The 25,584-nt window shown below is 62.7% G+C and carries 24 protein-coding genes and 1 tRNA gene; 17 read left to right on the top strand and 8 right to left on the bottom strand.

From position 1 onward, the window contains the following. The 3 genes from AC1D0Z_RS06715 to AC1D0Z_RS06705 form a co-directional block, all read left to right on the top strand. Positions 1-447: sensor histidine kinase (locus AC1D0Z_RS06715; RefSeq protein ID WP_477657465.1), on the top strand; the 447-nt coding region annotated here is incomplete at its 5' end. Positions 448-513: 66 nt separating this feature from the next. Beyond that, the gene (locus AC1D0Z_RS06710) at positions 514-1,194 is read left to right on the top strand and encodes a response regulator (RefSeq protein ID WP_477657464.1); all 681 of its coding nucleotides are present in this window, start codon (positions 514-516) and stop codon (positions 1,192-1,194) included. A gap of 58 nt (positions 1,195-1,252) precedes the next feature. Beyond that, a tRNA-Phe gene (locus AC1D0Z_RS06705) sits at positions 1,253-1,328 on the top strand. A 122-nt stretch (positions 1,329-1,450) separates the two neighbouring features. Here the strand turns inward: AC1D0Z_RS06705 and AC1D0Z_RS06700 are convergent. Both AC1D0Z_RS06700 and AC1D0Z_RS06695 read right to left on the bottom strand, forming a co-directional pair. Next, positions 1,451-2,218, bottom strand: a complete 768-nt coding sequence (locus tag AC1D0Z_RS06700; RefSeq protein ID WP_477657463.1) for an SDR family NAD(P)-dependent oxidoreductase — start codon at positions 2,216-2,218, stop codon at positions 1,451-1,453. A gap of 145 nt (positions 2,219-2,363) precedes the next feature. After that, positions 2,364-3,056 (bottom strand): FadR/GntR family transcriptional regulator, encoded by a 693-nt coding sequence (locus AC1D0Z_RS06695; protein ID WP_477657462.1) that lies wholly within the window; start codon positions 3,054-3,056, stop codon positions 2,364-2,366. Positions 3,057-3,135: 79 nt separating this feature from the next. Between AC1D0Z_RS06695 and AC1D0Z_RS06690 the strand changes: the two genes are divergently transcribed. The 6 genes from AC1D0Z_RS06690 to AC1D0Z_RS06665 all read left to right on the top strand — a co-directional run bounded on the left by AC1D0Z_RS06690 (position 3,136) and on the right by AC1D0Z_RS06665 (position 9,394). Then, positions 3,136-3,480: a helix-turn-helix domain-containing protein gene (locus AC1D0Z_RS06690; protein WP_477657461.1), complete on the top strand. Its 345-nt coding sequence runs from the start codon at positions 3,136-3,138 to the stop codon at positions 3,478-3,480. A 284-nt stretch (positions 3,481-3,764) separates the two neighbouring features. Next, positions 3,765-4,868: a sugar ABC transporter substrate-binding protein gene (locus AC1D0Z_RS06685; RefSeq protein WP_477657460.1), complete on the top strand. Its 1,104-nt coding sequence runs from the start codon at positions 3,765-3,767 to the stop codon at positions 4,866-4,868. Between the two features lie 77 nt (positions 4,869-4,945). Next, positions 4,946-6,481: a sugar ABC transporter ATP-binding protein gene (locus AC1D0Z_RS06680; RefSeq protein WP_477657459.1), complete on the top strand. Its 1,536-nt coding sequence runs from the start codon at positions 4,946-4,948 to the stop codon at positions 6,479-6,481. Then, positions 6,478-7,464 carry an ABC transporter permease gene (locus tag AC1D0Z_RS06675; protein WP_477657458.1) on the top strand — a complete coding sequence of 329 codons (987 nt, stop codon included), beginning with the start codon at positions 6,478-6,480 and terminating at the stop codon, positions 7,462-7,464. The genes AC1D0Z_RS06680 and AC1D0Z_RS06675 overlap by 4 nt, the downstream gene beginning before the upstream one ends. Further along, complete coding sequence (locus AC1D0Z_RS06670) at positions 7,464-8,450, top strand: ABC transporter permease (RefSeq protein ID WP_477657457.1); 987 nt, start codon at positions 7,464-7,466, stop codon at positions 8,448-8,450. Before AC1D0Z_RS06675 ends, AC1D0Z_RS06670 begins: the two co-directional genes overlap by 1 nt. A 20-nt stretch (positions 8,451-8,470) precedes the next feature. Continuing rightward, the gene (locus AC1D0Z_RS06665; RefSeq protein WP_477657466.1) at positions 8,471-9,394 is read left to right on the top strand and encodes an SMP-30/gluconolactonase/LRE family protein; all 924 of its coding nucleotides are present in this window, start codon (positions 8,471-8,473) and stop codon (positions 9,392-9,394) included. Between the two features lie 77 nt (positions 9,395-9,471). Here the strand turns inward: AC1D0Z_RS06665 and AC1D0Z_RS06660 are convergent, their stop codons facing one another. After that, positions 9,472-10,449: an ABC transporter substrate-binding protein gene (locus tag AC1D0Z_RS06660; protein WP_477657456.1), complete on the bottom strand. Its 978-nt coding sequence runs from the start codon at positions 10,447-10,449 to the stop codon at positions 9,472-9,474. A gap of 86 nt (positions 10,450-10,535) precedes the next feature. Further along, positions 10,536-11,537 (bottom strand): NAD-dependent epimerase/dehydratase family protein, encoded by a 1,002-nt coding sequence (locus AC1D0Z_RS06655; protein WP_477657455.1) that lies wholly within the window; start codon positions 11,535-11,537, stop codon positions 10,536-10,538. 538 nt (positions 11,538-12,075) lie between these two features. Between AC1D0Z_RS06655 and AC1D0Z_RS06650 the strand changes: the two genes are divergently transcribed. Beyond that, positions 12,076-13,038, top strand: coding sequence for an amidohydrolase family protein (locus AC1D0Z_RS06650; RefSeq protein WP_477657454.1), 963 nt, complete (start codon positions 12,076-12,078; stop codon positions 13,036-13,038). A 17-nt stretch (positions 13,039-13,055) separates the two neighbouring features. Here the strand turns inward: AC1D0Z_RS06650 and AC1D0Z_RS06645 are convergent, their stop codons facing one another. Then, on the bottom strand, positions 13,056-14,249 hold the full coding sequence (locus AC1D0Z_RS06645) for a DNA-binding transcriptional regulator (protein WP_477657453.1): 1,194 nt from the start codon (positions 14,247-14,249) through the stop codon (positions 13,056-13,058). 155 nt (positions 14,250-14,404) lie between these two features. On the opposite strand from AC1D0Z_RS06645, the gene xylA reads away from it, so the two are divergent. The 7 genes from xylA to xylB are packed head-to-tail and all read left to right on the top strand — an operon-like array spanning position 14,405 to position 22,909. Then, complete coding sequence (xylA, locus tag AC1D0Z_RS06640; RefSeq protein ID WP_477657452.1) at positions 14,405-15,730, top strand: xylose isomerase; 1,326 nt, start codon at positions 14,405-14,407, stop codon at positions 15,728-15,730. Between the two features lie 18 nt (positions 15,731-15,748). Then, entirely contained in the window at positions 15,749-17,236 is a 1,488-nt protein-coding gene (locus AC1D0Z_RS06635; protein ID WP_477657451.1) for a sugar ABC transporter ATP-binding protein, read from the top strand. Then, a complete protein-coding gene (locus AC1D0Z_RS06630; RefSeq protein ID WP_477657450.1) occupies positions 17,217-18,233 on the top strand; it encodes an ABC transporter permease in 1,017 nt (338 codons plus the stop codon). The genes AC1D0Z_RS06635 and AC1D0Z_RS06630 overlap by 20 nt, the downstream gene beginning before the upstream one ends. A 56-nt stretch (positions 18,234-18,289) precedes the next feature. Beyond that, the gene (locus AC1D0Z_RS06625) at positions 18,290-19,252 is read left to right on the top strand and encodes an ABC transporter substrate-binding protein (RefSeq protein WP_477657449.1); all 963 of its coding nucleotides are present in this window, start codon (positions 18,290-18,292) and stop codon (positions 19,250-19,252) included. A gap of 7 nt (positions 19,253-19,259) precedes the next feature. Beyond that, positions 19,260-20,285, top strand: a complete 1,026-nt coding sequence (locus tag AC1D0Z_RS06620; RefSeq protein ID WP_477657448.1) for a sugar phosphate isomerase/epimerase family protein — start codon at positions 19,260-19,262, stop codon at positions 20,283-20,285. Continuing rightward, positions 20,282-21,436 carry a Gfo/Idh/MocA family protein gene (locus tag AC1D0Z_RS06615; protein WP_477657447.1) on the top strand — a complete coding sequence of 385 codons (1,155 nt, stop codon included), beginning with the start codon at positions 20,282-20,284 and terminating at the stop codon, positions 21,434-21,436. The genes AC1D0Z_RS06620 and AC1D0Z_RS06615 overlap by 4 nt, the downstream gene beginning before the upstream one ends. A gap of 3 nt (positions 21,437-21,439) precedes the next feature. After that, the gene (gene xylB / locus AC1D0Z_RS06610; protein ID WP_477657446.1) at positions 21,440-22,909 is read left to right on the top strand and encodes a xylulokinase; all 1,470 of its coding nucleotides are present in this window, start codon (positions 21,440-21,442) and stop codon (positions 22,907-22,909) included. 70 nt (positions 22,910-22,979) lie between these two features. On the opposite strand, the gene AC1D0Z_RS06605 is transcribed toward xylB, so the two are convergent. The 3 genes from AC1D0Z_RS06605 to AC1D0Z_RS06595 all read right to left on the bottom strand — a co-directional run bounded on the left by AC1D0Z_RS06605 (position 22,980) and on the right by AC1D0Z_RS06595 (position 25,583). Then, positions 22,980-23,684 (bottom strand): SDR family oxidoreductase, encoded by a 705-nt coding sequence (locus AC1D0Z_RS06605; protein WP_477657445.1) that lies wholly within the window; start codon positions 23,682-23,684, stop codon positions 22,980-22,982. 91 nt (positions 23,685-23,775) lie between these two features. After that, positions 23,776-24,777 carry an NADP-dependent oxidoreductase gene (locus AC1D0Z_RS06600; protein WP_477657444.1) on the bottom strand — a complete coding sequence of 334 codons (1,002 nt, stop codon included), beginning with the start codon at positions 24,775-24,777 and terminating at the stop codon, positions 23,776-23,778. Continuing rightward, positions 24,774-25,583: an oxidoreductase gene (locus AC1D0Z_RS06595; RefSeq protein WP_477657443.1), complete on the bottom strand. Its 810-nt coding sequence runs from the start codon at positions 25,581-25,583 to the stop codon at positions 24,774-24,776. The genes AC1D0Z_RS06600 and AC1D0Z_RS06595 overlap by 4 nt, the downstream gene beginning before the upstream one ends. Position 25,584: the final 1 nt, after the last annotated feature.

Below are 25,584 nucleotides of genomic sequence, written 5' to 3'. Positions count from 1 at the left end.
ATGCAGCTCTACCTCAGTGACGGCCACAGTGAGCTGCGCAGCGGCAGTGCCGCGGTTCCTGTGGTCACGGAGCTGGACCCGAAGGCCCCGAAAATCCAGGGCGATGACCAACAGTTGCGCCAGATCATCCACAACCTGCTGCAGAACGCCCAGGATGCGCAGGAAGGCAAGGAGGACGGGCGCGTCACCCTCAAAACCGAATATTCCGAAACCTCCAAACGCGTGCGGTTGACCGTGCGCGACAACGGAACAGRCTTTCCCGAACACATCCTCAAACGTGCGTTCGAGCCTTATGTCACCACCAAGGTCAAGGGCACAGGGTTGGGGCTCGCAGTCGTCAAGAAAATTGCCGATGAGCATGGCGCCCGCATCGACATTTCAAACCGCGTGGCAGATGGTCTGGTGCAAGGGGCACAAGTGTCGTTATCATTTGCAGTTGTGGCTTAACAACACATTCAGTAACACTTCGATATCCGCACGGCATCGCAATAACAGGCAGGCAGCAATTCAATCATGGCAAATATTCTGGTGGTCGACGACGAGCTGGGCATACGCGACCTTCTCTCAGAAATTCTTAACGACGAAGGGCATCAGGTCGAGCTCGCCGAAAACGCCGCCCAGGCACGGGCTGCCCGCGGACGTTCCAGGCCCGACCTCGTTTTGCTGGACATATGGATGCCCGACACCGACGGCGTGACGCTACTCAAGGAGTGGTCCTCCAGCGGCCTGCTGTCCATGCCGGTCATCATGATGAGCGGCCACGCCACCATCGACACTGCGGTTGAGGCCACCAAGATCGGCGCCATGGCGTTTCTTGAAAAACCCATTACGCTGCAAAAGCTTCTGAAGGCTGTGGAGCAGGGTCTCACCAAGACCGCCCCTCGCAAGCCCGCCATGCTGAGCAGCAGCCCTGTGGCCCATACAGCCGACCTCACGGTGGAAGCCGTGATGACCGGCGGAACCTTGCCGGCACCTGTCGACCTCGGTCCCCAGGCGACGCAGAGTTTTTTGCTGGAAAAGCCCCTGCGCGATGCGCGTGACGAGTTTGAAAAGGCCTATTTCGAATTCCACCTCGCCAAGGAAGGCGGCTCCATGACCCGTGTGGCTGAAAAAACCGGCCTGGAGCGCACCCACCTCTACCGAAAGTTGAAGCAGCTGGGCGTCGATCTGACTCGCGGCAAACGCGGCGTTTGACTCTGTAGGAGCCGCTGCTGCCGGACACCCTTTCGGCTGATATATAATCTAAGGCTCAGGCCCGGTAGCTCAGTCGGTAGAGCAGAGGATTGAAAATCCTTGTGTCGGTGGTTCGATTCCGCCCCAGGCCACCAGATGCGCAAGCCCTTGATTCCTAACGGATTCAGGGGCTTTTTCAATTCTGCGTTGCACAGTCCCCTGCTAGCCGCCATTGCTGATTCCAGCGGAATTCCACAGCCTTCGGGCGGTCACCCGATCATGTCCAGCCCCCGTCGACAATCAAATCCTGCGCAGTCATCATTTCGCTGTCGTCAGAGGCCAGGAACAGGGCGGCCTTCGCAATGTGTTCAGGCATGAGCTCCCCCGGCAAGCATTGCGCGCGGGCGAGTTCTGCCTTGGACTCGGGTGTTACCCACAGTCGCAGCTGCTTTTCCGTCATGGTCCAACCCGGCACCAGGGTGTTCACCCGGATATGGAAAGGGCCAAAGTCTCGCGCCAGGCTTCGGGTGAGCCCCTGCACGGCCGCCTTGCAGGTGGTGTAGACCGGCATGCCGCCTTGCTTGAGCATCCAGCTGACCGAGCCGAAGTTGACGATGGAGCCGCCGCCCAGCCCCTTCATGTCGGGCGCGACTTCCTGCGCCGCAAAGAACTGGTGCTTCAGGTTCACGGCAACACCTGCGTCCCAGGATTGCGGTGTGGTGTCCTCAATCAGGTGCCGCTGGTCATTGGCTGCATTGTTGAGCAGGACGCGGATTGGCCCGATTTTGGCGCGGATCTCCCCAATCGACTGGCGCAACTCGTCTGTGTCGGTTACATCGCCGCGTACGAAGTGCACACGCTTGCCGAGTTCTTCCGCCACACTGGCCTGCAGGGCGCGCGCATTTTCCACGTCGATGTCGATGAACCCGACCTTCGCGCCCTGCGCCGCGAATTGCCGCACCAAGGTTGCACCGATGCCGGTGGCACCTCCAGTGATGAGCACGGACTGGTCCTTCAGGCTCGGGTAGAGGGTCAGCATGCTCATTTGAATCGTCTCCTTGTTTGCGTACGGCTGGCATGGAAAAGGCGATGCTAGGCCAGCATCAGGCCAGGTACCAATTCAATTTGCAGTGCGAGCGATAGCAATCTGCGCATTGTGCGTCCATAAAATCAGCGCTGCGAAGCGGCGTTCAGTCCCCCACCCATCGCAGCTCCGAGGCGCGCAGGTGGGCAAGCATGGCTGCTTGCGCGGCTATCGGATCGCGCGCATCCAGCGCACCCAGAATGGCCTCATGCTCTTTCAGTGCAGCCTTCCAGGTGCGTGGATTTTCATACTTCGAAGACAGCTTGGTCGATATCGGGCTGTGCCGCTCATCGAACAACTCGGCGATGATGCGGGCCATGACCGAATTCCCGCTCATCTGTACAAGCGTCATGTGAAAGCGTCGATCCAGATCCAGCGGGGCGCGATTGCGGTCTGTTTCTGTACGCATTTTTGTGACGATTGTCCTCAGCTGCTTTAGCTGCTCAGGGGTGCCGCGTGCGCAAGCAAGAATCACCACAGCGCTCTCCAGAGCAGAGCGTGTCTGCATCAATTCCCGGGGGCTCTCGCCGAGCGCAGGAGTCGCCTTTCTCGAACTGCGTGCGGGTTGCGGGCAAACGTAGACACCCGAGCCGCTACGGACTTCGACGCTGCCCTGGACGTCCAGGGCGATCAACGCCTCGCGCAGCGAAGGCCGGGAGACACCCAGGAGCAAGGCCAGTTCGCGCTCAGCGGGCAGGCGGTCACCGACCTGGAATGATCTTTCGGTGATCAGTTCCCTGATCTGATCGGCGATCTGCTGGTACAGACGCCGGGGCTCGACAGGCTTGGTTGCTTTCATGGCAAGGCGGTGTGACGAACGGATCATACCGTCGAGGCGCCTTGCGCGGCCCCGGCTGGAAAACCCTGAGGGAAAAGCCTTGTATGGTCAGACCAAAATTGATACATTCAAAAATTGGCATGACCAAATTATGAACCTGCAACGCTTTGACCTCGCTTCGATCCGCCTGGTGGTGCTTTGCGCCGAGTCCGGTTCGTTGTCGGAAGCCGCGCGTCGCTGTCACTTGTCTCTCTCGGGTGCCAGCCATCGGCTCAAGGCTTTCGAGGAGGCGGTGGGCGAGCCCGTCTTCCAGCGTCATCGCCGCGGACTGCACATCACCACGCGCGGGCGCCATGTGGTGTACTGCGGCATGCAGCTTCTGGACTGGGTCGACCGGCTGGCCGGACCGGCTTCGTTCGACAACGCGATGCCGCAGCGAGTCTAAGACGAAGCTCGCGCACTGGAAATCCGCCGTGTCGCCGGGAGCGGGAATCCCGGTTCATCGCACGCAAGAAAGATGGCGCGTTTGCGGCGTATGGATCCCGAGGAGCTGTGCAGCCTTCGAAGCGGTGCAAGTCAAGGGAAAGCCCTGATGCGGTCCATTGTGGCCAGGCAAAAAATGAATAGTTGAGTTTTGGCCTGGCCAAGTGCTTCGCGCAATCCTGCGCCTCTTTCGACTTTTGAGATCGCCGGCTTCACAGGGCAATTACTTCCAAAAAGGAGACAAGCATGCAAACGAGACGAGACATTCTGGCTGCGGGTGCGGCCGCAACTCTGGCCGGCCTGGGCACGCCGGCGCTGGCCCAGACTTACGAACCGGCTTGTTTCAAGCCGTTTCCCGGCAACAAGAAGGTCATCCAGTACCCGGCCAAGAAGGGGCCTTACCGTATCGCCCTGGCCAATGGCTACGCCGGCAACAGCTGGCGCATTCAGATGATCAAGTCACTGAAGGCTTACGCCGCGACGCCGGAGATGAAGCCGCATATCAAGGAGTTGAAGGTCGTGTCTACCGGCACGGACGTGGCCGCGCAGCTGGGCGCTATCGACAACTTCATCAACGCAGGCTTCGATGCCATCCTCACGATCGCTGTTTCGCCTACCTCGTTCAAGCCGGTGATCAAGCGTGCCAAGGAGGCGGGTGTCGTGCTGATCCCGTTCGACAACGTGCTTGATACGGACGAGGTGATCCAGGTGAACGAGGACCAGCTGGAGATGGGCCGTCTGATGGGCCGCTGGCTGGAGAAGAACGGCGTGACCAGCGGCAAGGTGCTGGAGATTCGCGGCCTGCCGGGCAACTCGGTGGATCGCGACCGCCACCTCGGGTTCCGCGAGATCATGGACAAGCACAAGCAGGTCCAGATCATCGAAGTGGTCGGTAACTGGGACGACGGCACCTCACAGAAGGTGGCAGCCGACGCCATAGCCGTGCACGGCCGGTTCAATGGCATCTATACGCAGGCCGGCTCCAACGGCACCATCCGTGCGCTGATCGAAGCCAAGCACCCGTTCGTGCCAATCGGCGCGGAAGGCGAGAACGGTTTTCGCAAGATGGTCTACCAACACCATAAGGACGGCCTCAAGGGTGCTTCGGCAGCGCAGTCTCCCGGGTTGGTCTCGGTGGCGCTGAAAGCGGCCATCGCCGCGTTGCAAGGTCAAAAGTTGCCTCAATACATTTCAGTGCCCATCCCTTATGTGGAATACCAGGACATGGCACCCGGAAAGAACTTCTATGCGGACTTGCCCGACACTTTCTATGTGGCCAACGAATTCCCGCCGTGCAACATCAACCTGACGGCTCCGGACATCATGAAGCAGAGCGAGGGAAACACCTAGGGTTCAGCCCTCGGGGTTTCATTGCCGGGCTCCGCAGCGGCGCCCGGCTTTTCTTTCTTATGTAGGGTGTTTTCCTTGTGACCCAGAAACCGCTGCTCGAACTCCAGGGCATCACCAAACACTACGGCGGTGTATGTGCGCTGGATGCCGCGGATTTCTCATGCCGGGCAGGTGAAGTCCACGCCGTCCTGGGCGAGAACGGTGCCGGAAAGTCGACCCTGATCAAGATCATCGCCGGTGTTGTTCAGCCCGACGCCGGCCGTATCCTGCTGGACGGTGAGGAATTGCGGCTGGGCTCCCCCATCTCGGCGCGCGAGCGCGGCATCGTCTGTGTGTTCCAGGAACTGTCTCTGGTTCCGGACCTGTCCGTGTGCGACAACATCTTCCTGTCCAGGCCCCCGATGAAGTATGGCCTCATCGACGCTAGGGCCCAGCAGGAGCGCGCCGCCGCGCTGCTTTCCCTGATGGGCTGCGGCGATATCCATCCCATGGACCGGGTGCGAGACCTGCCGCTTTCCCGTCGCCAGGTTGTCGAGATCGCCAAGGCGCTTGGTGCGCAGCCGCGGCTGCTCATCCTGGACGAGGCGACTTCTGCCCTCAGCAGCGAGGACGTGGAGCGTTTGTACCGCCTGCTCTTCAACCTGCGGGACCAGGGCGTTGCGGCCCTGTTCATCTCGCACCGCATGCATGAGGTCAAGACGCTTGCCGACACCTGCTCGGTCTTTCGCAGTGGCCGCCGCGTGGATACGTTCGCCAACGGCACACGGTCCGATACCGACGTGGTGCAGCTCATGATCGGCCGTGACGTCGCCAAGTCGTACCCGCCCAAGGCCGGGCCGGCCGCGAATGCACCTCTGGCCGTCACGGTCAGGTCCTTGAGCTGGGAGCCCGACCTGCGGGATATCTCGCTGCAGATCCAGCAGGGTGAAATTGTGGGTTTGGGAGGGCTCGACGGTCAGGGACAACGCGAACTGCTGCTTGCCCTGTTCGGCGTGCTCAAAGGCGTGCACGGCGAGGTCGAGGTGTTCGGCCAGCCGGTTGCCGGGCTGGCGCCCCACATGTGCAAGAAACCCGGGCTGGGGATCGCTCTCATTCCCGAGGACCGCAAGACTGAGGGGCTCGTTTTGCCGATGAGCATTCGCGAGAACGCGAGCTTAGCCCGCCTGGAAGCGCTCACCCGTTACGGCCTTCTCGGCCAAGTGGCTGAGAAGGCGCTGGTGGCGCAGATGGTGGACAAGTTGCGAATCAAGCTCGGTTCCGTGGAAGATCCTGTGCAGACCTTGTCAGGGGGCAACCAGCAGAAGGTGGTGATCGCCAAATGGCTGATGACCCAGCCGAGAGTGCTTTTGCTGAATGATCCTACGCGCGGCATTGATGTGGCGACCAAGCAGGAGATTTATGTGCTGCTACGCCAGCTGGCTTCCCAAGGGGTGGCTATCCTGCTTTATTCCACCGACTACGAGGAACTGATCGGCCTGGCGGACCGCGTCCTGATCATGTATGAGGGACGCATTGCGCGCACGCTTACCGGGGAGGAGATCACCGAACAGGAGATTGTGGCTTCTGCCCTTAACATGTCCCTCTCATCAACCGAACCGGAGACCGTTGAATGAACAGGCGGGAAGAATGGCTGCGTTGGTTGCGCCGCAATGGTGGCCCGCTGGGCGCGCTGGCCGTGTTTGTCCTGATGTTCTCGCTGTACCTTCTGGAACACCCGCGTTCGATCTCGGTAGGCATCGTCACCACGGCATCGAACAAGGCCGCGCTGCTGGCTATCGTCGCAATGGCCCAGACGCTCCCGGTGATCACACGCGGCCTTGATCTCTCGGTCGGCATGGTGATGGTACTCACCAGCTGCCTGGCTTCCATTGTGGTGAACGGCGCACCCTGGCAGGTGGCGTTTGGTGTAGCGCTGGTGCTCGCAACCGGCGCGGCAGCCGGCGCGCTCAACGGCGCCATCGTGGTGCTCGGGCGCCTGCAGCCCATCATCGTTACGCTCGCGACCGGCGCCGTGTTTTTTGGTTTGGCATTGCTGCTGCGCCCTTCGCCGGGCGGAGAGGTCAGCGAGGGATTGTCGGACGCGGTGACCGGCCGCCTCTTCGGCGTGGTTCCCGCCACGCTGGTGTTGCTGGCTGCGGTCATCGTGCTGGGCTGGATGCCTTTCAGGCGCACGGTTATCGGCCGCGCCTGCTATGCAGTGGGGTCGTCCGAACAGGCTGCCTTCCTCTCTGGCGTGCCATCGCAGCGGGCCAAGTTCGTTGCTTATACCGCYGCGGGACTGCTTTCCGGAGTTGCGGGACTGCTGCTGTCGCTGATCTCCCTGTCGGGCGAGGCGAGCTCGCCGCAGGCGGGCCTTTATACCCTCAATTCCATTGCGGCGGTGGTGATCGGCGGGACTTCGCTTTACGGCGGCATGGGCGGCATGGTGGGATCTGCAATAGGAGCCTTTGTGCTGCGCACCATCGGCGACCTGCTGTTTGTGTTCGACGCGCCGGCGCTTTGGCAACCGCTGTTCGAAGGACTGATACTCCTGGGCGCCGTATGCATCGGCGCGTTGCATGTTCTTCGCCTGCGAAATCGGCTGGACCTGTTTTGATGACCGGCGTCTTTGTCGATACACCGCGCCCGGCCGCCACTGCCATGAACCTGTTCCGGCGACTTCTGTTGAACCCACCGGCCATGGTTGTCCTGTGTTCGCTGGTCCTCCTGTTGGCTGCCAGCGCCGTCAATAGCAATTTCCTGATGCCGGGCTACCTGCTGCAGCAGCTGCAGATTGCCGCTTTCCTCGGCATCGCGGCCGCCGGGCTTATGGCCGTCATCCTGCTGGGCCATATCGACCTGTCGGTGCCCTGGACCATCACGACGGGGGCGATGATGGCAGCGGCCGCCGGCGCCACTTACGGCGCTGGATGGGCAATCCCCGTGGGTGTCGCCTGCGGCGCGTTGATCGGCCTCGTCAATGGGCTGGGTGTGGCGATACTGCGTATCCCGTCAATGATCTTCACGCTGGGTGCGAATGCCGTGCTGCAGGGTCTGATGGTCCTCTATTCGGGGGGCCACGCACCTGTGCACGGCGCCACGGAGCTGATGCGTGCCCTGGGGGTCGGCAAGACGTTGGGCGTACCCAATGCGGTTTGGACCTGGGTGGCCGTGTCCTTGGTGTTCTACCTGGTGCTGACGCGAACTGCCATCGGCCGCTACGTGTACGTCATCGGCAACACCGAGCGAGCCGCCTACCTGTCCGGTGTGCGCACCGGGAAGGTTATCGTTTTGTGCTTCGTCGCCTGCGGTGCGCTGGCTGCCCTCTCGGGAATTCTGCTCGCCGGCTATTCGGCCAACGCTTACCAGGCGATGGGCGACCCCTATGTACTGCCGGCAATTGCTGCTGTCGTGCTGGGCGGCACCAACATTCTGGGCGGCCGTGGCAGCTATCTGGGTACTGTCGCAGGCGTCGTGTTCATCGTGCTCCTGCAAAGTGTGCTCGCGGTGCTGCAGATGCCCGAGGCGGGCCGTCAGATCATCTACGGCGCGCTGATCCTGTGCATGCTGCTGTTGTATGGCCGTTCGGCCAGGGTGAGGTGACTTTGGCCGACCGCTATGGCATCCAGGGCGATTTCGTGCTGCACGATGCGCGCTTTCGCGGACTGGTTCCGCCGAATGGCTTTGTGGAAAAGCTGTTTACCGGCGCTCGCTGGGCGGAGGGGCCCGTGTATTTTCCGGCAGGTGACTTCCTGCTGTTCAGCGACATCCCCAACAACCGGGTCATGCGGTGGGTTCCCGACGGGGCCGGCCCGGGAAGCGTAGCCGAATTCCGCAGGCCATCGAACTTCGCCAATGGCCACACGCGTGACCGTGAAGGCCGCCTCGTCAGCTGTGAGCATGGCACACGCTGCGTCAGCCGCACCGAAGTCAACGGCCAGCGTACGGTGCTCGCGAGCGCCTTTGAAGGCAAGCGGTTGAACTCGCCCAACGATGCCGTAGTGGCGCCCGATGGCGCCGTGTGGTTTTCTGACCCTACCTACGGAATCCTCTCGGACTACGAGGGCTATACCGCCGAGCCTGAGTACGCGGGCCGCTACGTGTTCCGGGTAGAGCCCGCCTCGGGCAGGGTGGATGCCGTCGCGACGGATTTCGTGCAGCCCAACGGATTGGCGTTCTCGCCTGACGGCACGCGGCTTTATGTAGCGGACTCCGGTGCCTCTCACGATCCGCTGGGGCCGCGGCACATCCGGGCGTTTACCGTGACTGGCGGCCGGTTGCGAGGCGGCGAAGTCTTCGCTACTGTGGATGCGGGCATCCCGGACGGCCTGCGCGTGGACCTGCGCGGCAATGTGTGGACCAGCGCCGGAGACGGCGTGCATTGCTTTTCTCCGCAGGGTGAGCTGCTCGGCCGGATCCTCGTCCCGGAGCCGGTGGCCAACCTGGAATTCGGTGGGCCGCGGGGCAACCGCCTTTTCATTACAGCTACCACGTCACTTTACGCCTGCTTTCTCACGACATCTGGTGCCTGGGCGCACAGTCTGTAGCTCGCGTCTTGCGGCCGGTCCGAGGTGATTCACCGCGGCCGGGCCTGCAGCCGCGTGCAGCAGGCCCGGCCGGCGTTTCAGTACTTGCGGTTCGGAAATTCCTTGGCGGCCACCTCGGCGGGGAACACGCCCTCGATCGACTTGATCCATCGTGGCAGCGTCTGCCCTGCCGCGGCTTTGGCGGCAGCCTCCATCAGCTGGGGGCCAAGCAGGGGGTTGCACTCCACGCTGACATTCATCTTGCCGGCGATCATCGCTTCGAAGGCGCCCTTGACCGCATCCACGCCGATCACGAGGATATCCTTGCCCGGCTTCAGGCCTGCTTCCTCAATGGCCTGAATCGCACCGATGGCCATGTCGTCGTTGTGCGCGTACAGCACGTTGACCTTTTTGCCTTCAGCCTTGAGGAAGGCCTCCATAACCTCCTTGCCCTTGGCACGCGTGAAGTCGGCAGTCTGCGAGCGGATGATCTTGTAGCGTGGGTTGGCTTTGAGCCCTTCCTCGAAGCCCTTCTTCCGCTCGATTGCGGGATCTGAACCCACGGTTCCCTGCAGTTCGACGATGTTCACATCGCCAGTGGTGCTCTTGGTGTGCTCAAGCAACCACTGTGCGGCGCGACGGCCTTCCTCGACGAAGTCCGAACCCACGAAGGTGGTCCAGGTGGAGGGATCCTTCACCACCACACTGCGGCTTTCCAGAATGACGGGAATCTTGGCGGTCTTGGCCTCTCGCAGCACCGTATCCCAGCCCGTCGTGACGAGCGGCGCGAGGATGATGACGTCCACTTTCTGGGCGATAAAGGAGCGGATCGCCTTGATCTGGTTCTCTTGCTTCTGCTGCGCGTCGGAGAACTTCAGTTCATAGCCGGCGGCACTGGCCGCAGCTTTGACTGAGTCCGTATTGGCTGTGCGCCACTCGCTTTCGGCGCCGGTCTGCGCAAAACCGATCACCAGCTTCTTGCCTTTTGCCTGGCTCCAGGCTGGTGTTGACCAGGCGTAGGCCAGGCTGGCGGCGGCCATTATGGTGGCAAAGCTGCGTCGTTTCATCGGGTTCATCTTGTGTCTCCTGTATTCGTATCAGTTCCATTGGGTGCAGCACTCTTGCCTTATGGGCCGCCCGGTGCTGTGGCGGGCGACAGAACTCAGCCGGGGTACCAGACTACGCGCGGATCGTCGTGCGCCCGTTGGTACGTCCATGCGGACTCGACCATCCGGACCATGTCGAACTGGGGGCGCCAGCCCAACAGGAACTTCGCCTTGGTGTTGTCCAGCCAGGTGGAGCGGTAGGGTGTGCGGACTGGCACCAGCGGCAGGCCTCGCGTGCGTGCCAGATACGCGCCAAGCTCGCCGTAGTCGACCGGCTCGTCCATGCACACGTTCATCAGCTGCTGCCGGGCACGTGGTGCGTCCAGGGCGAGCAGGATGGCGCTCACCAGGTCCTGCACGTGGACGAAATTGCGCTTGACCGGCTGTCCTTCCGGATCAAGCATCACCGGGACCGCACCGGTGCGAGCATGGTCTCGCGCTTCGTTCCCGGGCACCAGGTCCTGCCAGCGGGGCCCACCAAACACATCGTCGCCAAAGGATAAGGTAAACCGGAAATCATCCTTCTCCATAATCCAGGGTGCGCGCAAGCAGCATCCGTTGAGGTCATACTGGATCTGGTACTGCTGAAGCATCACCTCCTCCAGCACTTTGGACAGGGCATAGCAGCCGGGGTACGCGCTGTGCGGCTGGCTTTCCACCACTGGGACGGGATGTGCATAGTGGAAATGCCCCACGGCAGCATCGCCACCCACCAGAATGAACTGCCTGAAGGTCGTGCTGGTGCGGCAACCTTCAAGCAACCAGAACATGCCTTTGACAGCGACATCCATGACGTCGTCCGGCGTTTCCTTGCTGGTTGCAAGGTGCAGCACATGCGTCACCCCGTCAAGGGCGTCCTGCACATCTGCGCGATTCTGGATGGAGCCACGCACGCATTCCAGCCGCTCGTGGGGCTGCAGCACGCGGTTGTGGCAAAGCGCGCGCACGCGGAAACGCTCAAGGCTGGTGTCCTCCAGCAATCGCTGGATAAACGCGCGGCCTACCTTGCCGGTGGCACCCGTGACGAGAAGGAGTCCCGAAGAAGGAAGAGATTGCATGTTGGGGTTTTCTGAAAGGCGGATGGTAGCAAGCCAGGTTCTTTCGAGTGATCATGTTTTGGGTTTGATCCATACCTGGATTTGTATGGATGAATGTGCACCCCCGTCTGGAGTTGCCTTTCCGGCCTCGCGGTCCGGGGGGAACGGCTTTGCTGCGGGCAGGCAGCGAGCCCGGTGCGGCGCGGCGGCTTAGCGCCAGCCTTCATCGATTAGAGAGGGTGCGCTCAGGCGTTGCGGCCATCGCGCCCCGATGCCGGAGCCCCTTCGGCCTGGCTTTCGAGTCACGAAGCAGGCCCTTCTAATTGGTCAGACCGATATTGCACAAATTGAATATGGGTCTTACCATAATCTGCAATCCTCCCAGGACGCGTCACCGGCCCATAGGCTTGATCAACATCAGCACGGCTTTCTGTCACCGCTGTCCCATCGTGAACGGAGGCTCGTTCGGAAAACGCCATCAACCTGACCAGGAAAATCGCATGAAAGAGACAGTGAGCAAAGCCCTGAGGTATGGGATGGTAGCAGCCGCGCTGCCGGGATGACGTGGCTTACCGCCGCGTGGGGAGCGCGCGGTGCCGTTGACCAGGCGCTACAAGAGGCGATCGAATCTGCCGAGCGCAATGCCCCACCCGGCAAACGGCCCATCGTCGAGACACACATCCACTTTTGGCAGGTCACGCGGCCGGGCGGTGTCCCCTGGCCAACACCAGCGGAGGGGCCGATATTTCGTGACGTGCTTCCGCCGGAGTACAGCGCGTTTGCGAAGTCCCAAGGGGTGGTGGCAGCCGGAATTGTGGAGGCAAGCGGCATCGTCCAGGACAACCAGTGGATTCTCGACCTGGTCGGGAGTGATCCGTTTTACGCGTTCTTCGTGGGAAGCCTCGAGATCGGTGCGCCGGGTTTTGCCAAGGACCTCGCGCGTTTTGCGGTAGACCGGCGCTTCGTGGGAATCCGTGGCTACCTTGCCGGTCCGGCGGAAGGCATCACCCTCAGCGCAGCACAGCTCACCAGCCTGCGCGACCTGGCAGCGCGCGGTATGACGCTCGACATCATCAGCCGCGGGACAAAGAACCCGAAAAGCCATGTGCAGGCACTGTGCACCGCGGTGCCCAACCTGCGCACCATCATCGACCATCTGGGCGGCGCAACCGGACCGGCGGTCGACCCCGTGTGGGCATCCGACATCCACCGTCTCGCCAGCGCCTGCMCGAACCTTTACATGAAGTTCTCATCGTTCTATGACATGTATGCACCCGGTGATGTGGTCTCCCCGTCTCCGACCGACCTCGCCTCCTACAAGCCGCACTTTGACGTGCTGATGTCTGCGTTCGGAGAGAACCGCCTGATTTGGGGCAGCAATTGGCCGGTGATTACCCTCCATGGGACTTTCGAGGCCCAGATCGCCATCGCGGAGGCCTGCCTGGCCCCGCTCGGCCCCGGTGTGCGCGACAAGGTGATGTTCAAGAACGCTCTGGCGTTTTACCGTCGGCACAGGCCGTAGTGATAAACCGCTGGGGCTCAGGCGCGACGGCTTTCCCGCCACGAAGCGGGGGTCGCGCCCAGCTCCCGTTTGAATACCGTGTTGAGGTACTGGACGGAACGAAAGCCGCACGCCCGTGCAATCTCGTCGATACCCATTTGCGTCTCACCGAGCAACTGGAAGCATTGCTTCAGCTTGTGCTGCAGGATTTCGTCGTGCACGGATCGCTTCAACTCCCGGCGGAAGTACATCTCCAGCGATGAGCGCGAAAGCCCTACGGTTTCGGCGACCTGTTCGGTCTTGATGCCTTGGCAGGCGTATTGGCGGATGTAGTGGAGCGCGCGCATCACCGGCGCGCTGTGTTCGGCGTCGCGCGCGGTGGAGGCTCGTGAATGCACGCCCGCCGGGGGCACGACCACCCGCACTCCGTTGACCGGTGAGCCGCCGAGGGCCTGATGCAACAGATGCGCCGCGCGATAGCCCATCTCGTGTGTACCCTGGCTGACTGAACTGAGCTGGATTCTCGTCAGATGCTGGCCCAGCGTGTCATTGTCGATCCCTATGATGGCAACTTCGTCGGGCACTGCAATGGCGCCGACGATGCAGGCCTGCAGCACCTGGCGAGCGCGTGCGTCCGTGACAGCGACGATGCCGATGGGTTTGGGCAGGTCCTGCAGCCAGGAGAGCAACTTCCTCGTCGCGCTGCCCCAGGTGGGAGCGCTGGTTGYCAGGCCCCGGTGAATCTCGCCTGTCAGTCCATCGCGGGCAAGGCAGGCGGTGAACGCTTTTTCGCGTTCCAGGGCCCAGCGATTCAGTGGCGACTCCGGCATGCTGTAGCAGGCAAAGCGGGAAAGGCCGGACTCCACCAGATGGGTCATCGCATGTGCAACCAGTTCGCGGTTGTCCGTGGCGACGTACGGAACATTGGCGGGGTAGCAGGCGGAATCCTCGTAGGACCCCCCTACAGCGATGACCGGCACACGCACACCGCTCAAGGCCTGGGCCACTGCGGGGTCGTCATAGTCGGCGATGATCCCGTCGCCGTCCCAGTCATGGATGCCGTCAAGCCGAAAGCGGAAATCCTCTTCGAGGAAGAGGTCCCAGGCGACCCTTGTCTGGTTCACGTAGTCGCCAATACCCGTAATGATCTCGCGGTCATACGCCTTGCTCGCGTGAAAGAGCAATGCCACGCGAAGCACGGTAGGTCCACTTTGGCGAAATGACGATTTCATGGTTGGCCGGTTGATTTGTCAGGATATTGGCATATCGCACCGATTGCTGCACTGCAGAAAGGAATTTCGCAAGCCGCCCTCGTAAATTTCGCAATCGCGTGCGGAGGCCGACGCTCCTAGGATCGTAGGTTGGACATTGTCAACCATCACAACACATGAGCTTTCTTGAATCCATTGCACCGGTGCGCTATGAAGGCCCGCAGGCCACGACGCCATTGGCTTATCGCCACTACGACGCCAACGCGCTCGTAATGGGCAAGCCCATGGAGCAGCACCTGCGGCTCGCGGTTTGCTACTGGCACACCTTTGTATGGCCCGGCAGCGACGTCTTCGGGCAGGGTACGTTTGCGCGGCCCTGGCACACCGGTGGGGATGAATTGACGATGGCGCGCAAGAAAGCGGACGCGGCCTTCGGCCTGATTTCCCGGCTGGGCGTGCCGTTCTACACCTTCCATGACACGGACGTGGCGCCGGAAGGTGCAAACCTGGCCGAGTACCGCAGCAACCTGGCCGCGATGGTGGACGTGCTGGCCCAGAAACAGGAGGAGGCGGGGATTGCTCTGCTCTGGGGGACCGCCAATCTGTTCAGTCATCCTCGCTACGCCGCCGGCGCCGCGAGCAATCCGGATCCCGAAGTCTTCGCGTACGCGGCGACGCAGGTTTTCAGTGCGCTCAACGCGACGCAGCAGCTTGGCGGCGCCAACTACGTGATGTGGGGTGGCCGCGAAGGCTACGACACCCTGCTCAACACGGATTTGCAGCGCGAACGCCGGCAACTGGGCCGCTTCATGCAACTGGTGGTAAACCACAAGCACAAGATCGGGTTCAAGGGTCAACTGCTGATCGAGCCCAAGCCGCTGGAACCGACCAAGCACCAATACGACTTCGACAGCGCCACGGTGTATGGCTTCCTGAAGGAGTTCGGCCTTGAAAAGGAAATCAAGCTCAACATCGAGGCCAACCATGCCACGCTGGCGGGCCATAGCTTCCAGCACGAGATCGCTACGGCTGCATCCCTCGGGATCTTTGGCAGCATCGACGCTAACCGCGGTGACCCGCAAAACGGCTGGGATACCGACCAGTTTCCCAATAGTGTTGAAGACCTCACGCTGGCGCTCTATGAAGTTCTGCGTGCTGGTGGTATCGGCAGCGGCGGGTTCAATTTCGACGCGAAAGTGCGGCGCCAGAGCATGGACCCGGTCGACATCCTGCACGGGCATGTGGGTGCCATTGATGCGCTGGCGCTGGCGCTCAAAAGCGCTGCGCGGTTGATGGAGTCCCGCGAGCTCGAGCAGTTCCGCCAGCAGCGCTACGCGAACTGGGAAGGCGAACTGGGGCAGCGCATCATCACGGGCGATATGAGCCTCAGCCAGCTTGCCGAACACGCTTTCGTCAATGACCTTCGGCCCAAGCCCGTGAGTGGCCGCCAGGAGTGGCTGGAAAACCGGGTCAATGCCGCGATCTTCGCCGGCGCGGCCTGAAGAGAAGGTGGAATCGTTGTGAGCTTGACGGTCGGCTTCAGGGATGTGAGCAAGAGGTTTGGCCCCGTGCAGGTTCTGCACGGTGTCAGCTTCGAGCTCGCGCCGGGCCGCGTGTACGGAGTGCTTGGGGAAAATGGCGCCGGCAAGTCGACATTGATGAAAATCCTTGCCGGCTACGAGGCGGCCAGCGAAGGCGTGGTGGAGGTGGGCGGGCACGCCGTGCGCTTCAAGGGGCCGCGCGAGGCTGAAACCGCCGGTGTGGTGATGATCCATCAGGAGTTCAACCTGGCGGACGACCTGACCATTGCGCAGAACATCTTTCTCGGCCATGAGCGAAAGCGCTACGGGTTGCTGGATGAAGACTGGATGGCACGGGAGGCCGCCGCGGCATTGCGCCAGGTTGGCCTGAGCTGCAGTCCCGCGCGCCGCGTGGGCGACCTCATCGTGGCCGAGAAACAGCTGGTGGAAATTGCGCGTGCGCTCAGCCGGCGTGCCCGCGTGCTGGTGATGGACGAGCCCACCGCGACATTGACACCCTCAGAGACCGAACGCCTGTTCTCCCTCATCGGGCAGTTGAGGGCGGCAGGTTCCACCATCCTCTATATCTCGCACAAGCTGGACGAGGTCGAACGCATCACTGATGAGATAGTGGTCATGCGCGACGGCCGCTTCGTGGCTCGCCGGCCTACTGGCAGCGTGACGCGCCAGCAAATGGCCAGCTTGATGGTCGGGCGCGAACTCGCCGATCTCTACCCGCCCAGGCTTGCCGTGGCGCCCGACGCGCCCATTCTGCTGAACGTCGAAGGCCTGACCGTCCCGGGGTGGTGCCATGATTCAAGCTTTCAGGTGCGTGCCGGAGAGATCCTCGGTTTTGCGGGGTTGGTCGGTGCGGGCCGGACCGAATTGTTCGAAGGGCTCCTGGGTTTGCGTCCGTCCAGCGCCCGGACAGCGCAGGTTGCCGGAAGGGCATGGACGCGGCGCAACCCGCGTTCGGCGGCACGGCTGGGTCTCACCTACCTGAGCGAGGATCGCAAGACGCGCGGCCTGCATCTGCGCATGGGGCTGACCCAGAACCTCACGCTGATGGCTCTTGAGCGTTACACCACGCCGCTGCTCGACCCGCAGCGGGAAAAGGCGGCGCTGGCGGTTGCGACCACGGCGTTCGGCATTCGCACGCAGCGCTCCGACGTGCCGGCCTCCGCCCTGTCCGGCGGCAACCAGCAGAAGCTGGCGCTTGCGCGGGTGTTGCAGCCGGATCCCAAGGTCGTTGTGCTGGACGAGCCGACGCGGGGGGTCGACGTAGGCGCCAAGCGCGACATTTATTTCCTGATCCAGCGGCTGGCCAGCGAAGGCCGCGGAATCGTCGTTGTGTCCTCCGAGCTGCTCGAGCTGATCGGGCTATGCCATCGCGTCCTCGTGATGCGTCAGGGCAGACTGGTTGCCGAGCTCCGGCAGGACCAGCTGTCCGAAGAACTGTTGATTGCCCATGCGACTGGAACACACTGATACCGCTGCTGTCGAAGTCCCTGCTGCGCAGCGGGTTCTGCGCAAATGGCCTTCTTTTGCGGGTGCCGGACCGCTGGCCGGGTTGGTGCTTGTTTGCATCATGGGGGCGATCCTCAACGAGAACTTTGCCAGCCTTGACAACGCCATGAACGTGCTCACCCGTACGGCTTTCATCGGCATCATCGCAGTGGGGATGTGCTTCGTCATCATCTCTGGCGGCATCGACCTTTCGGTGGGATCCATGGCCGCGCTGATTGCCGGCGGCACGATCCTGCTGATGAACGCGGCAGCAAGCGCGGGCTGGAACCCCCTGGCTGCCGTGATGACCGGCATGGCATTCGCGGTGCTGCTGGGCGCGCTGTTTGGGCTGGGCCATGGGCTGCTTATCAGCAAGGGACGTATAGAGCCCTTCATCGTGACGCTTGGGACGCTGGGCATCTTCCGCGCTTACCTGACTTATTTCTCCAACGGCGGCGCCATCACGCTTGACAGCGCGCTGGTCGATGTCTACAGCCCGGTGTATTACGGCAGCTGGCTGGGCGTACCGGTTCCCGTCTGGGTGTTCGCCGCGGTCGCATTGCTGGGCGGGCTCGTCCTCAACCGCACCGCCTTCGGCCGGTATGTCCAGGCCATCGGCTCCAACGAGCAGGTTGCACGCTACGCCGCTGTCGAGGTGGACCGGGTCAAGGTGCTCRCGTACATGCTGCTGGGTGTTTGCGTGGGGATCGCCACGGTGCTGTATGTGCCTCGCCTGGGTTCGGCATCGCCGAGCACCGGCCTGCTGTGGGAGCTGGAAGYCATCGCGGCGGTCATCGTCGGCGGCACTGCCCTGCGCGGCGGTGCCGGGGGTATCACCGGCACCGTGATCGGCGCCGTGCTGCTCTCGGTGATCGGCAACATCCTCAACCTCACCAGCATCATCAGCGTGTACCTGAACGCGGCGGTGCAGGGGTTTGTGATCATTGCCGTCGCGTTTTTCCAGCGAGGGCGCAAGTAACTGGTTCCCCACAGGCGGCAAGGCTGCCGTTTTTTACAACATCAAGGAGACAAGCCATGAAATCACTGATAAGTTTGATGGTCGCCGGCGTTACGGCACTCGCGGCTCTGGGTACGGTACCTTCGGCCGTCGCCCAGGGCAAGCCGCATATCGGCGTCTCGATCCCGGCGGCCACGCACGGCTGGACGGGGGGGGTCGTGTACTGGGCCAACCGGACCAAGTCGGAGCTGGAAAAGCAGTACCCGGGCCTGAAAGTCACCATCAAGACGGCCGGGTCGGCCTCGGAACAGGCGAACCAGGTGCAGGACCTGCACACCGCCAACAAGATCGACACCCTCGTGATCCTGCCATTCGAGTCGGCGCCGCTCACACAACCGGTTGCGCAGGTCAAGAGCAAGGGCGTTTACGTCACGGTCGTTGACCGTGGCCTGACGGATGCGAATGCGCAGGACGCCTATGTCGCCGGTGACAACCCCGGCTTTGGCAAGGTATCAGCCGAGTTCATGGCCAAAGCCCTGGGTGGCAAGGGTAACGTCGTCGTGCTGCGGGGCATTCCGACGGTCATCGACAACCAGCGCGTGGACGCGTTCACGGCGGTAATGAAGAGTTATCCGGACATCAAGATACTGGATGCCAAGCACGGCAACTGGAACCGCGATGACGCGTTCAAGGTGATGCAGGACTACCTGACCCGTTTCAAGCAGATCGACGCGGTCTGGGCTTCTGATGACGACATGGCGGTCGGGGTGCAAAAGGCCATCGCGCAAGCCAAACGTACCGACGTCAAGCTCGTGCTGGGCGGCGCAGGTTCCAAGGATTACATCAAAAAGGTCATGGACGGCGACAAGATCGTCACGGCCGACGTCACCTACTCGCCCGCCATGATTGCCGACGCGATGAAGCTCACGGCAGCCGCGCGGGTGAAGGGCGAGAAGCTGCCGGCCACCACCATCATCCCGTCGGTACTGGTGACCAAAGACAACGCCAAGCAGTATTACTTCCCCGATTCTCCGTTCTGAGGCTGCCATGGCAAGACCTGTCACTCTTTTTACCGGGCAATGGGCGGACCTGCCGCTCAAGGAGCTGGCGCCCCTGGCACGCAGCATGGGCTACGACGGCCTGGAGCTGGCATGCTGGGGTGACCATTTCAATGTGCAGGAGGCCCTGGCAAGCGACCGCTACGTGCAGGACCGGCGCGATCTGCTGGAGCAGCACGGGCTGCGCTGCTTCGCCATCGGTAACCATTTGGTGGGACAGGCGGTGTGCGACCTGATCGACGAGCGGCACAAGGCCATTCTTTCGCCGCAGGTCTGGGGCGACGGTGATCCGGAAGGCGTGCGCCAGCGCGCCGCGCGCGAAATGCAGGACACCGCGCGGGCCGCCGCCAAGTTGGGCGTTAAAGTGGTGACAGGCTTCACCGGTTCGTCCATCTGGCATTCGCTGTACGCGTTCCCGCCGACTTCGCAGGAATACTGGGACAAGGGCTTCACCGATTTCGCCCAGCGATGGAAACCCATCCTTGATGTGTTTGACCAGCAGGGCGTGAATTTCGGGTTGGAAGTCCATCCGACGGAAATTGCTTTTGATACCGCCTCTGCGCAACGGGCCGTCGCGGCCATCGGTGGCCACAGGCGCTTCGGGTTTAATTTCGACCCCAGCCACCTGGGCTACCAGGGTGTGGACTACGTCAAGTTCATCCGCACATTTGGCGACCGCATCTACCACGTGCACATGAAAGATGTGTGGTGGGGCCGGGGTGACGGCACCGCCGGCGTCTTCGGCGGGCACACCAGCTTCGGCGACGCTCGCCGCCACTGGGATTTTCGCAGTGTCGGGCGGGGGCAGATTGACTTCGAATCCATCATCGTCGCGCTCAACGATGTGGGCTACAACGGGCCCTTGAGCGTTGAGTGGGAAGACAGCCGCATGGACCGGGTGCATGGCGCCACTGAAAGCGCGGCCTACAGCAAGCGGCTGGATTTCAAGCCTGCGGCAGGCGCCTTCGACGCGGTGTTCGACAAGGCCAAGCAGGGCGGGATGGCCGGCACATGAAAAAACTGCGCTATGCAATGGTGGGCGGCGGGCAGGGCGCTTTCATCGGCGCCGTGCACCGCAAGGCGATGGCGCTGGACGGACAGATGGAGCTGGTGGCAGGAGCCCTGTCTTCCGAGCCAGAGCGTGCGCGTGCCTCCGGCCGCGACCTCGACCTGCGCGAGGATCGCAACCACGGCCGGTGGGAGGATCTGCTCGCCGACGAACTGCGGCGCAGCAAGGACGAGCGCATCGACTTCGTCTCCATCGTCACGCCCAACCACGTGCATTTTCCCGTCGCCCGCGCATTCGCCGAGGCGGGCATCCATGTGGTGTGTGACAAGCCGCTGGTCCATACCAGTGAAGAGGCTGCCGAGCTCGTGCAGGTCGTCAAGCGCAGCGGCTCCATCTTCGGCGTGACGTACAACTACACGGGCTATCCCATGGTGCGCGAGGCGCGTGACATGGTTGCGCGCGGCGCGATTGGCGTGGTGCGCAAGGTCATCGTCGAATACAACCAGGGCTGGCTTGCCACTCACCTGGAAGCGAGCGGGCAGAAGCAGGCCGACTGGCGGACGGACCCGGCGCGCAGCGGCGTGGCGGGCGCCATCGGCGACATCGGCTCGCACGCGGAGAATCTGGTGGCGACGGTGACGGGCCTGGAACTGGAAAGCATCTGCGCGGACCTCACCATCTTCGTGCCGGGCCGGCGCCTTGACGACGACGGCAACGTCCTGCTGCGGTTCAAGAACGGCGCCAGGGGCGTGCTGATCGCGTCGCAGATCGAGGTGGGTTGCGAGAACGACCTGCGGCTGCGTGTGTTTGGCACTACCGGTACTTTGGACTGGCGCCAGGAGGAGCCTAACCGGCTGCTGCATGCCCCCATCGACGGCCCGGCCCGCATGTTGACGCGGGGCTCGCCATGGCTCGGTGAGGCGGCTCGCCGCGCGACACGATTGCCCACGGGGCACCCAGAGGCCTTTATCGAAGCCTTCGCCAATGTCTACCTGGGAGTGGCTGCGCACATCCGCGCGCTGCAGGCCGGTAGTGAGCCGGATCCGCTGGACGCCGACTATCCCCACCTCGAAGACGGCGCCCGAGGGGTGCGGTTCATCGAGAAGGTGGTGCAGTCCGCGGCCAGTACGGCCAAGTGGACGCCGTTCGAGGGCTGACCGATGTTCATGGGCATTGATCTTGGCACCTCAAGTGTCAAGGCGGTGGTGCTGGACCGTAGCCACCGCCTGGTGGCCAGCGGCTCCGCGGCGCTGTCGGTGGATGCTCCCCATCCCTTGTGGCGGGAGCAACACCCTTCCGAATGGTGGCGCGCGTGCGATGCCGCCGTGGGTGCCGCGTTGCAGGAGTTGCGGCGCGGCGGCCGCACGGGCAGCCAGATCGAGGCCATCGGCCTGACCGGCCAGATGCACGGCGCGACCCTGCTGGATGGGCACGGCGAAGTCTTGCGGCCAGCCATCCTCTGGAACGATGGCAGGGCTGCTGCGGAATGTGTGGAGCTGGAGCGGGCGGTGCCGCGGTCGCGTCAGATCACCGGCAACCTGATGATGCCGGGCTTTACGGCGCCCAAGCTGCTTTGGGTATCCAGACACGAACCCGGCGTGTTCGACCGGGTCCGGCAAGTACTGCTGCCCAAGGATTGGCTGCGCTGGCGTCTGACCGGCGACTATGCGACCGACCTGTCCGACGCATCCGGCACACTGTGGCTGGATGTGGGCAGGCGCGAATGGAGCGACGAACTCCTGGCCGCTTGCGGCCTGTCCACCGCGCACATGCCCAGCTTGCACGAAGGCCCGGAGGTCACCGGCACCCTGCTGCCCGAGGTCGCGCAACATTGGGGCTTGCGCGAAGTTCCGGTGGTAGCCGGTGCCAGCGATAACGCAGCAGGTGCCCTGGGTGCTGGTGTGGTGAACCCGGGTGAGGCGATGCTGTCCCTGGGAACGTCCGGTGTGGTGTTTGTGGCCACTGGCTCTTTTGTCGCCAATCCGCAGCAGGCCGTGCACAGCTTTTGCCACGCACTGCCGCAGGCCTGGCACCTGATGTCCGTGATGCTGTCGGCTGCCTCGTGCCTCGAGTTCACAGCGGGGCTGCTGGGAGAGCGCGACGTGGCCGTGCTGCTTGCGCAGGCAGAGCAGCGCGGCCTGCGAGAAGATACGCCGTTGTTCCTGCCTTATCTGAACGGCGAACGCACGCCGCACAACAATCCGCATGCCAAAGCCGTGTTTTTTGGCATGCACGCAGGCACGCAGCGCGAAGACATCGTGAACGCCACGCTTGAGGGTGTATGCCTGGGCATGGCGCAGGGAATCGCCGCGCTGCAGTCGGTTCAGCCTGGCCTGGCGTGCGTCAGCCTGATCGGCGGCGGCTCGCGCAATGCCTATTGGGCTCAGATGCTGGCTGACGCTACCGGCCTGCAGGTGGTCCGTCACGCGGACGCCGAGGTTGGCCCATCACTGGGCGCGGCCCGGCTGGCCTGGCTGGCCTGCGATCCGGACGAAGCGGCGGAAATATTTCGTGCACCAGAGGTGACTGACGTATTCGAGGTACGCGCGGCCGAACGAGCGCGCATGCAGAACCGCGCCGCCCGGCTGGCAGGGTTGTATGACAGCCTCACACCACACTTTCAGCTATAGCAGGTGGCGTGGCGATGGCATTGGAATGGCCACAACCTGCAGGCGCAGATGCCCCGATCAGGCTTCGAAGTCAGGACGCCTGCGGAAGGTAGCTCGGCCTTGCCGCCGTCATTCCCGCCTTGACTTGCTGGGTGATCTCATCGGCCAGTACCTCGTCCAGACCCGATTCGAGTCCGTCCAGCGCACGCTTGACGATGTCATCAGGGCTGGCCTTCGGAACCTCAAACCCGCGCGTGAGGTCGGTGTCAACGTAGCCCATGTGCAGCCCCAGCACTTGCGTCTTTTGCGCCGCCAGCTCGGTGCGCAAGGCATTGGTCAGCGACCAGGCTGCGGACTTGCTGGCCGAATAGGCCGCCAGCTCGCCCCCATTCACCCATGAGGAAATCGACAGCACATTGAGCAGGGCACCACCGCCGTTGCTTTTGAGAACCGGCGCAAAGGCCTTGCTCATGCGCAGCACGCCGTAGACGTTGGTCTCGAAGATGCGCCGGGTGGTGTCTTCGCTGTCGGCCGCCAGAAAGCCGCCCGGCTGGGCAATGCCCGCGTTGTTGATGACCAGCGTGACATCCGACGCCAGCGCTGCGGCGGCCGCTACGTCTTCAGGCTTGGTGACGTCGAGCTTTAAAGCCTGAACGCCGGGCAGGGTGATGGTGGCGGGGTCGCGAGCGGCCGCGTAGACCTTGCGGGCGCCGCGGGCGAGCAGCTCGCGCGCGAAGGCCAGGCCAATGCCGCGATTGGCGCCGGTGACGAGAACGACAGAATCTTTAATCTTCATGGAAATCTCCAAAGTAGGGAACAAACGGTTCCAGTTGCCGGCTTTCGGACTTTAAGGTTTGAAGTCTTCAACCGCACCGACATAAACAAATTCACACGATCTTGATGACGACCTTACCCTTGGCGCGGCCCGCTTCGACATAGGCCATGGCCTCGTTGGTCGATTCAAACGGGAAGACCCGGTCCATCACAGGGCGGATGGCGCCGGCATCGAAGAGCCGGGTGATCTCGCGCAGTTGGCTGCCACTGGCCTTCATGAAGAGGAACGCGTAGTCAACTCCGCGGTCCTTTGCCCTGCGCCGGATGCCCGAACTCAGCAATCGCATCACCAGTTTTACGAATGCAGGAGCACTGCTTTCCTTGCCGAATGCGGGATCGGGTGGGCCCGAGATGGAGATGAGTTTCCCACCGGGCTTAAGCACATGCAGTGACTTCTCCAACGTCTTGCCGTCCTGGCTGTTCAGCACGACGTCGTAGTCGCGCAAGACATCTTCGAAATCCTGCGTCTTATAGTCGATCACGACGTCCGCGCCCAGACTCTTCACAAGCGCGACATTGCCCGTGCTCGTCGTCGTGGCAACGGTGGCGCCCAGATGCTTGGCCAACTGGATGGCAAAGGTGCCAACGCCCCCTGAGCCGGCCTGGATGAAGACCTTCTGTCCTTTTTTCAGCCGGGCCTTCTCGACCAGTGCCTGCCAGGCCGTTAAGGCCACCAGCGGGATGGACGCGGCTTCTTCCATCGTGAGCCCCGCAGGCTTGAGCGCCAGGGATGCCTCCTTGACCGGGACAAATTCAGCGAAGGTACCGATCCGGAAATCATCGGGCCGCGCGTAGACCTCATCACCCGGCTTGAACTGCCGCACGCGTGGGCCGACCCGGACGACCACCCCAGCGACGTCGTGACCCAGGATGAGAGGCAGACAATAGGGCAGTATGAGTTTGAATTCGCCGTCGCGGATTTTGAAGTCCAGCTGGTTCACGCCAGCGGCATGCACCTGGACCAGGACCTCGTCATCGCGCAGCTCCGGGCTCGGCATGTCCGCTAACCGCAAACTGCTCTTTTTTCCATAACGCTCAACGATGAATGCTTTCATGATGTTTTCACGGTTGGCATCACGTCGAGCCGCAGATCTTTTCGAATCCCGGCATCCACCAGACCAGCAGGCGCAAATGTGCGGAGCAATCGCAGGCGAGTCGCGAGTCCGCCTGCGGTGTATCGGAGTTTGGGGCGAGCAGCACTGGCAGCTTTCAGCACGACGTCAGCCACGACCCCCGGCTGTTCCGCAGTGGCCATCACTTCCTTCACACGCTGGCTCACGGCGGCGCGAACCTCGCGGTACTCGTCGAGCTGGGCGTCAGGTTCCAGGAAGTTCGCGTCGAACGGCGTCTTCGTGTATGCGGGCTCGATGACCGAGACCCGGATGCCCCTGGTGCGCAGCTCATGGTCGAGCGACTCGGAGTAGCCTTCTATCGCATGCTTCGTCGCCGCATACAGCGCCCCGTACGGCATGGGCAGGAACCCGAGCACCGAGCCGATGTTGATGATGCGTCCTGTCCCCTGTCGGCGCATGTGCGGCACGACGGCGCGCGTCATCCGGACGATCCCGAAGAAGTTGGTGTCGAAGATGGCTTGAGCCTGCGTGATCGAGCTCTCTTCCGCACCGGCTGGCGCGACCCCGAAGCCCGCGTTGTTGACGAGCAAGTCGATGCGGCCTTCCCGCTGAATCAGCGTCCGGACGGCGGCCTCAACCGACTCGTCCTGGGTTACGTCCAGGGACAACATGTCGAACAATTGCCCGCCGGGCTGGCCGCCGCGCCTGCTGGTGCCGTAGACCTTGTAGCCGGCTTTTGCCAGCCGCTCTGCGGTCTCTTTGCCGATGCCTGAGGAGGCGCCCGTCAGG

The sequence above is a fragment of the Polaromonas sp. P1_E3 genome, from assembly GCF_056405935.1.
The sequence above is the reverse complement of the archived record's forward strand: the minus strand, read 5'-3'. Positions and strand labels throughout refer to the sequence as shown.

Coding starts and splice junctions, on each gene's coding strand:
- AC1D0Z_RS06710 (WP_477657464.1), top strand. CDS start 514: ATGGCAAATATTCTGGTGGTCGACGACGAGCTGGGCATACGCGACCTT.
- AC1D0Z_RS06700 (WP_477657463.1), bottom strand. CDS start 2,218: ATGAGCATGCTGACCCTCTACCCGAGCCTGAAGGACCAGTCCGTGCTC.
- AC1D0Z_RS06695 (WP_477657462.1), bottom strand. CDS start 3,056: ATGAAAGCAACCAAGCCTGTCGAGCCCCGGCGTCTGTACCAGCAGATC.
- AC1D0Z_RS06685 (WP_477657460.1), top strand. CDS start 3,765: ATGCAAACGAGACGAGACATTCTGGCTGCGGGTGCGGCCGCAACTCTG.
- AC1D0Z_RS06670 (WP_477657457.1), top strand. CDS start 7,464: ATGACCGGCGTCTTTGTCGATACACCGCGCCCGGCCGCCACTGCCATG.
- AC1D0Z_RS06660 (WP_477657456.1), bottom strand. CDS start 10,449: ATGAACCCGATGAAACGACGCAGCTTTGCCACCATAATGGCCGCCGCC.
- AC1D0Z_RS06655 (WP_477657455.1), bottom strand. CDS start 11,537: ATGCAATCTCTTCCTTCTTCGGGACTCCTTCTCGTCACGGGTGCCACC.
- xylA (WP_477657452.1), top strand. CDS start 14,405: ATGAGCTTTCTTGAATCCATTGCACCGGTGCGCTATGAAGGCCCGCAG.
- AC1D0Z_RS06625 (WP_477657449.1), top strand. CDS start 18,290: ATGAAATCACTGATAAGTTTGATGGTCGCCGGCGTTACGGCACTCGCG.
- AC1D0Z_RS06620 (WP_477657448.1), top strand. CDS start 19,260: ATGGCAAGACCTGTCACTCTTTTTACCGGGCAATGGGCGGACCTGCCG.
- AC1D0Z_RS06615 (WP_477657447.1), top strand. CDS start 20,282: ATGAAAAAACTGCGCTATGCAATGGTGGGCGGCGGGCAGGGCGCTTTC.
- xylB (WP_477657446.1), top strand. CDS start 21,440: ATGTTCATGGGCATTGATCTTGGCACCTCAAGTGTCAAGGCGGTGGTG.
- AC1D0Z_RS06605 (WP_477657445.1), bottom strand. CDS start 23,684: ATGAAGATTAAAGATTCTGTCGTTCTCGTCACCGGCGCCAATCGCGGC.
- AC1D0Z_RS06600 (WP_477657444.1), bottom strand. CDS start 24,777: ATGAAAGCATTCATCGTTGAGCGTTATGGAAAAAAGAGCAGTTTGCGG.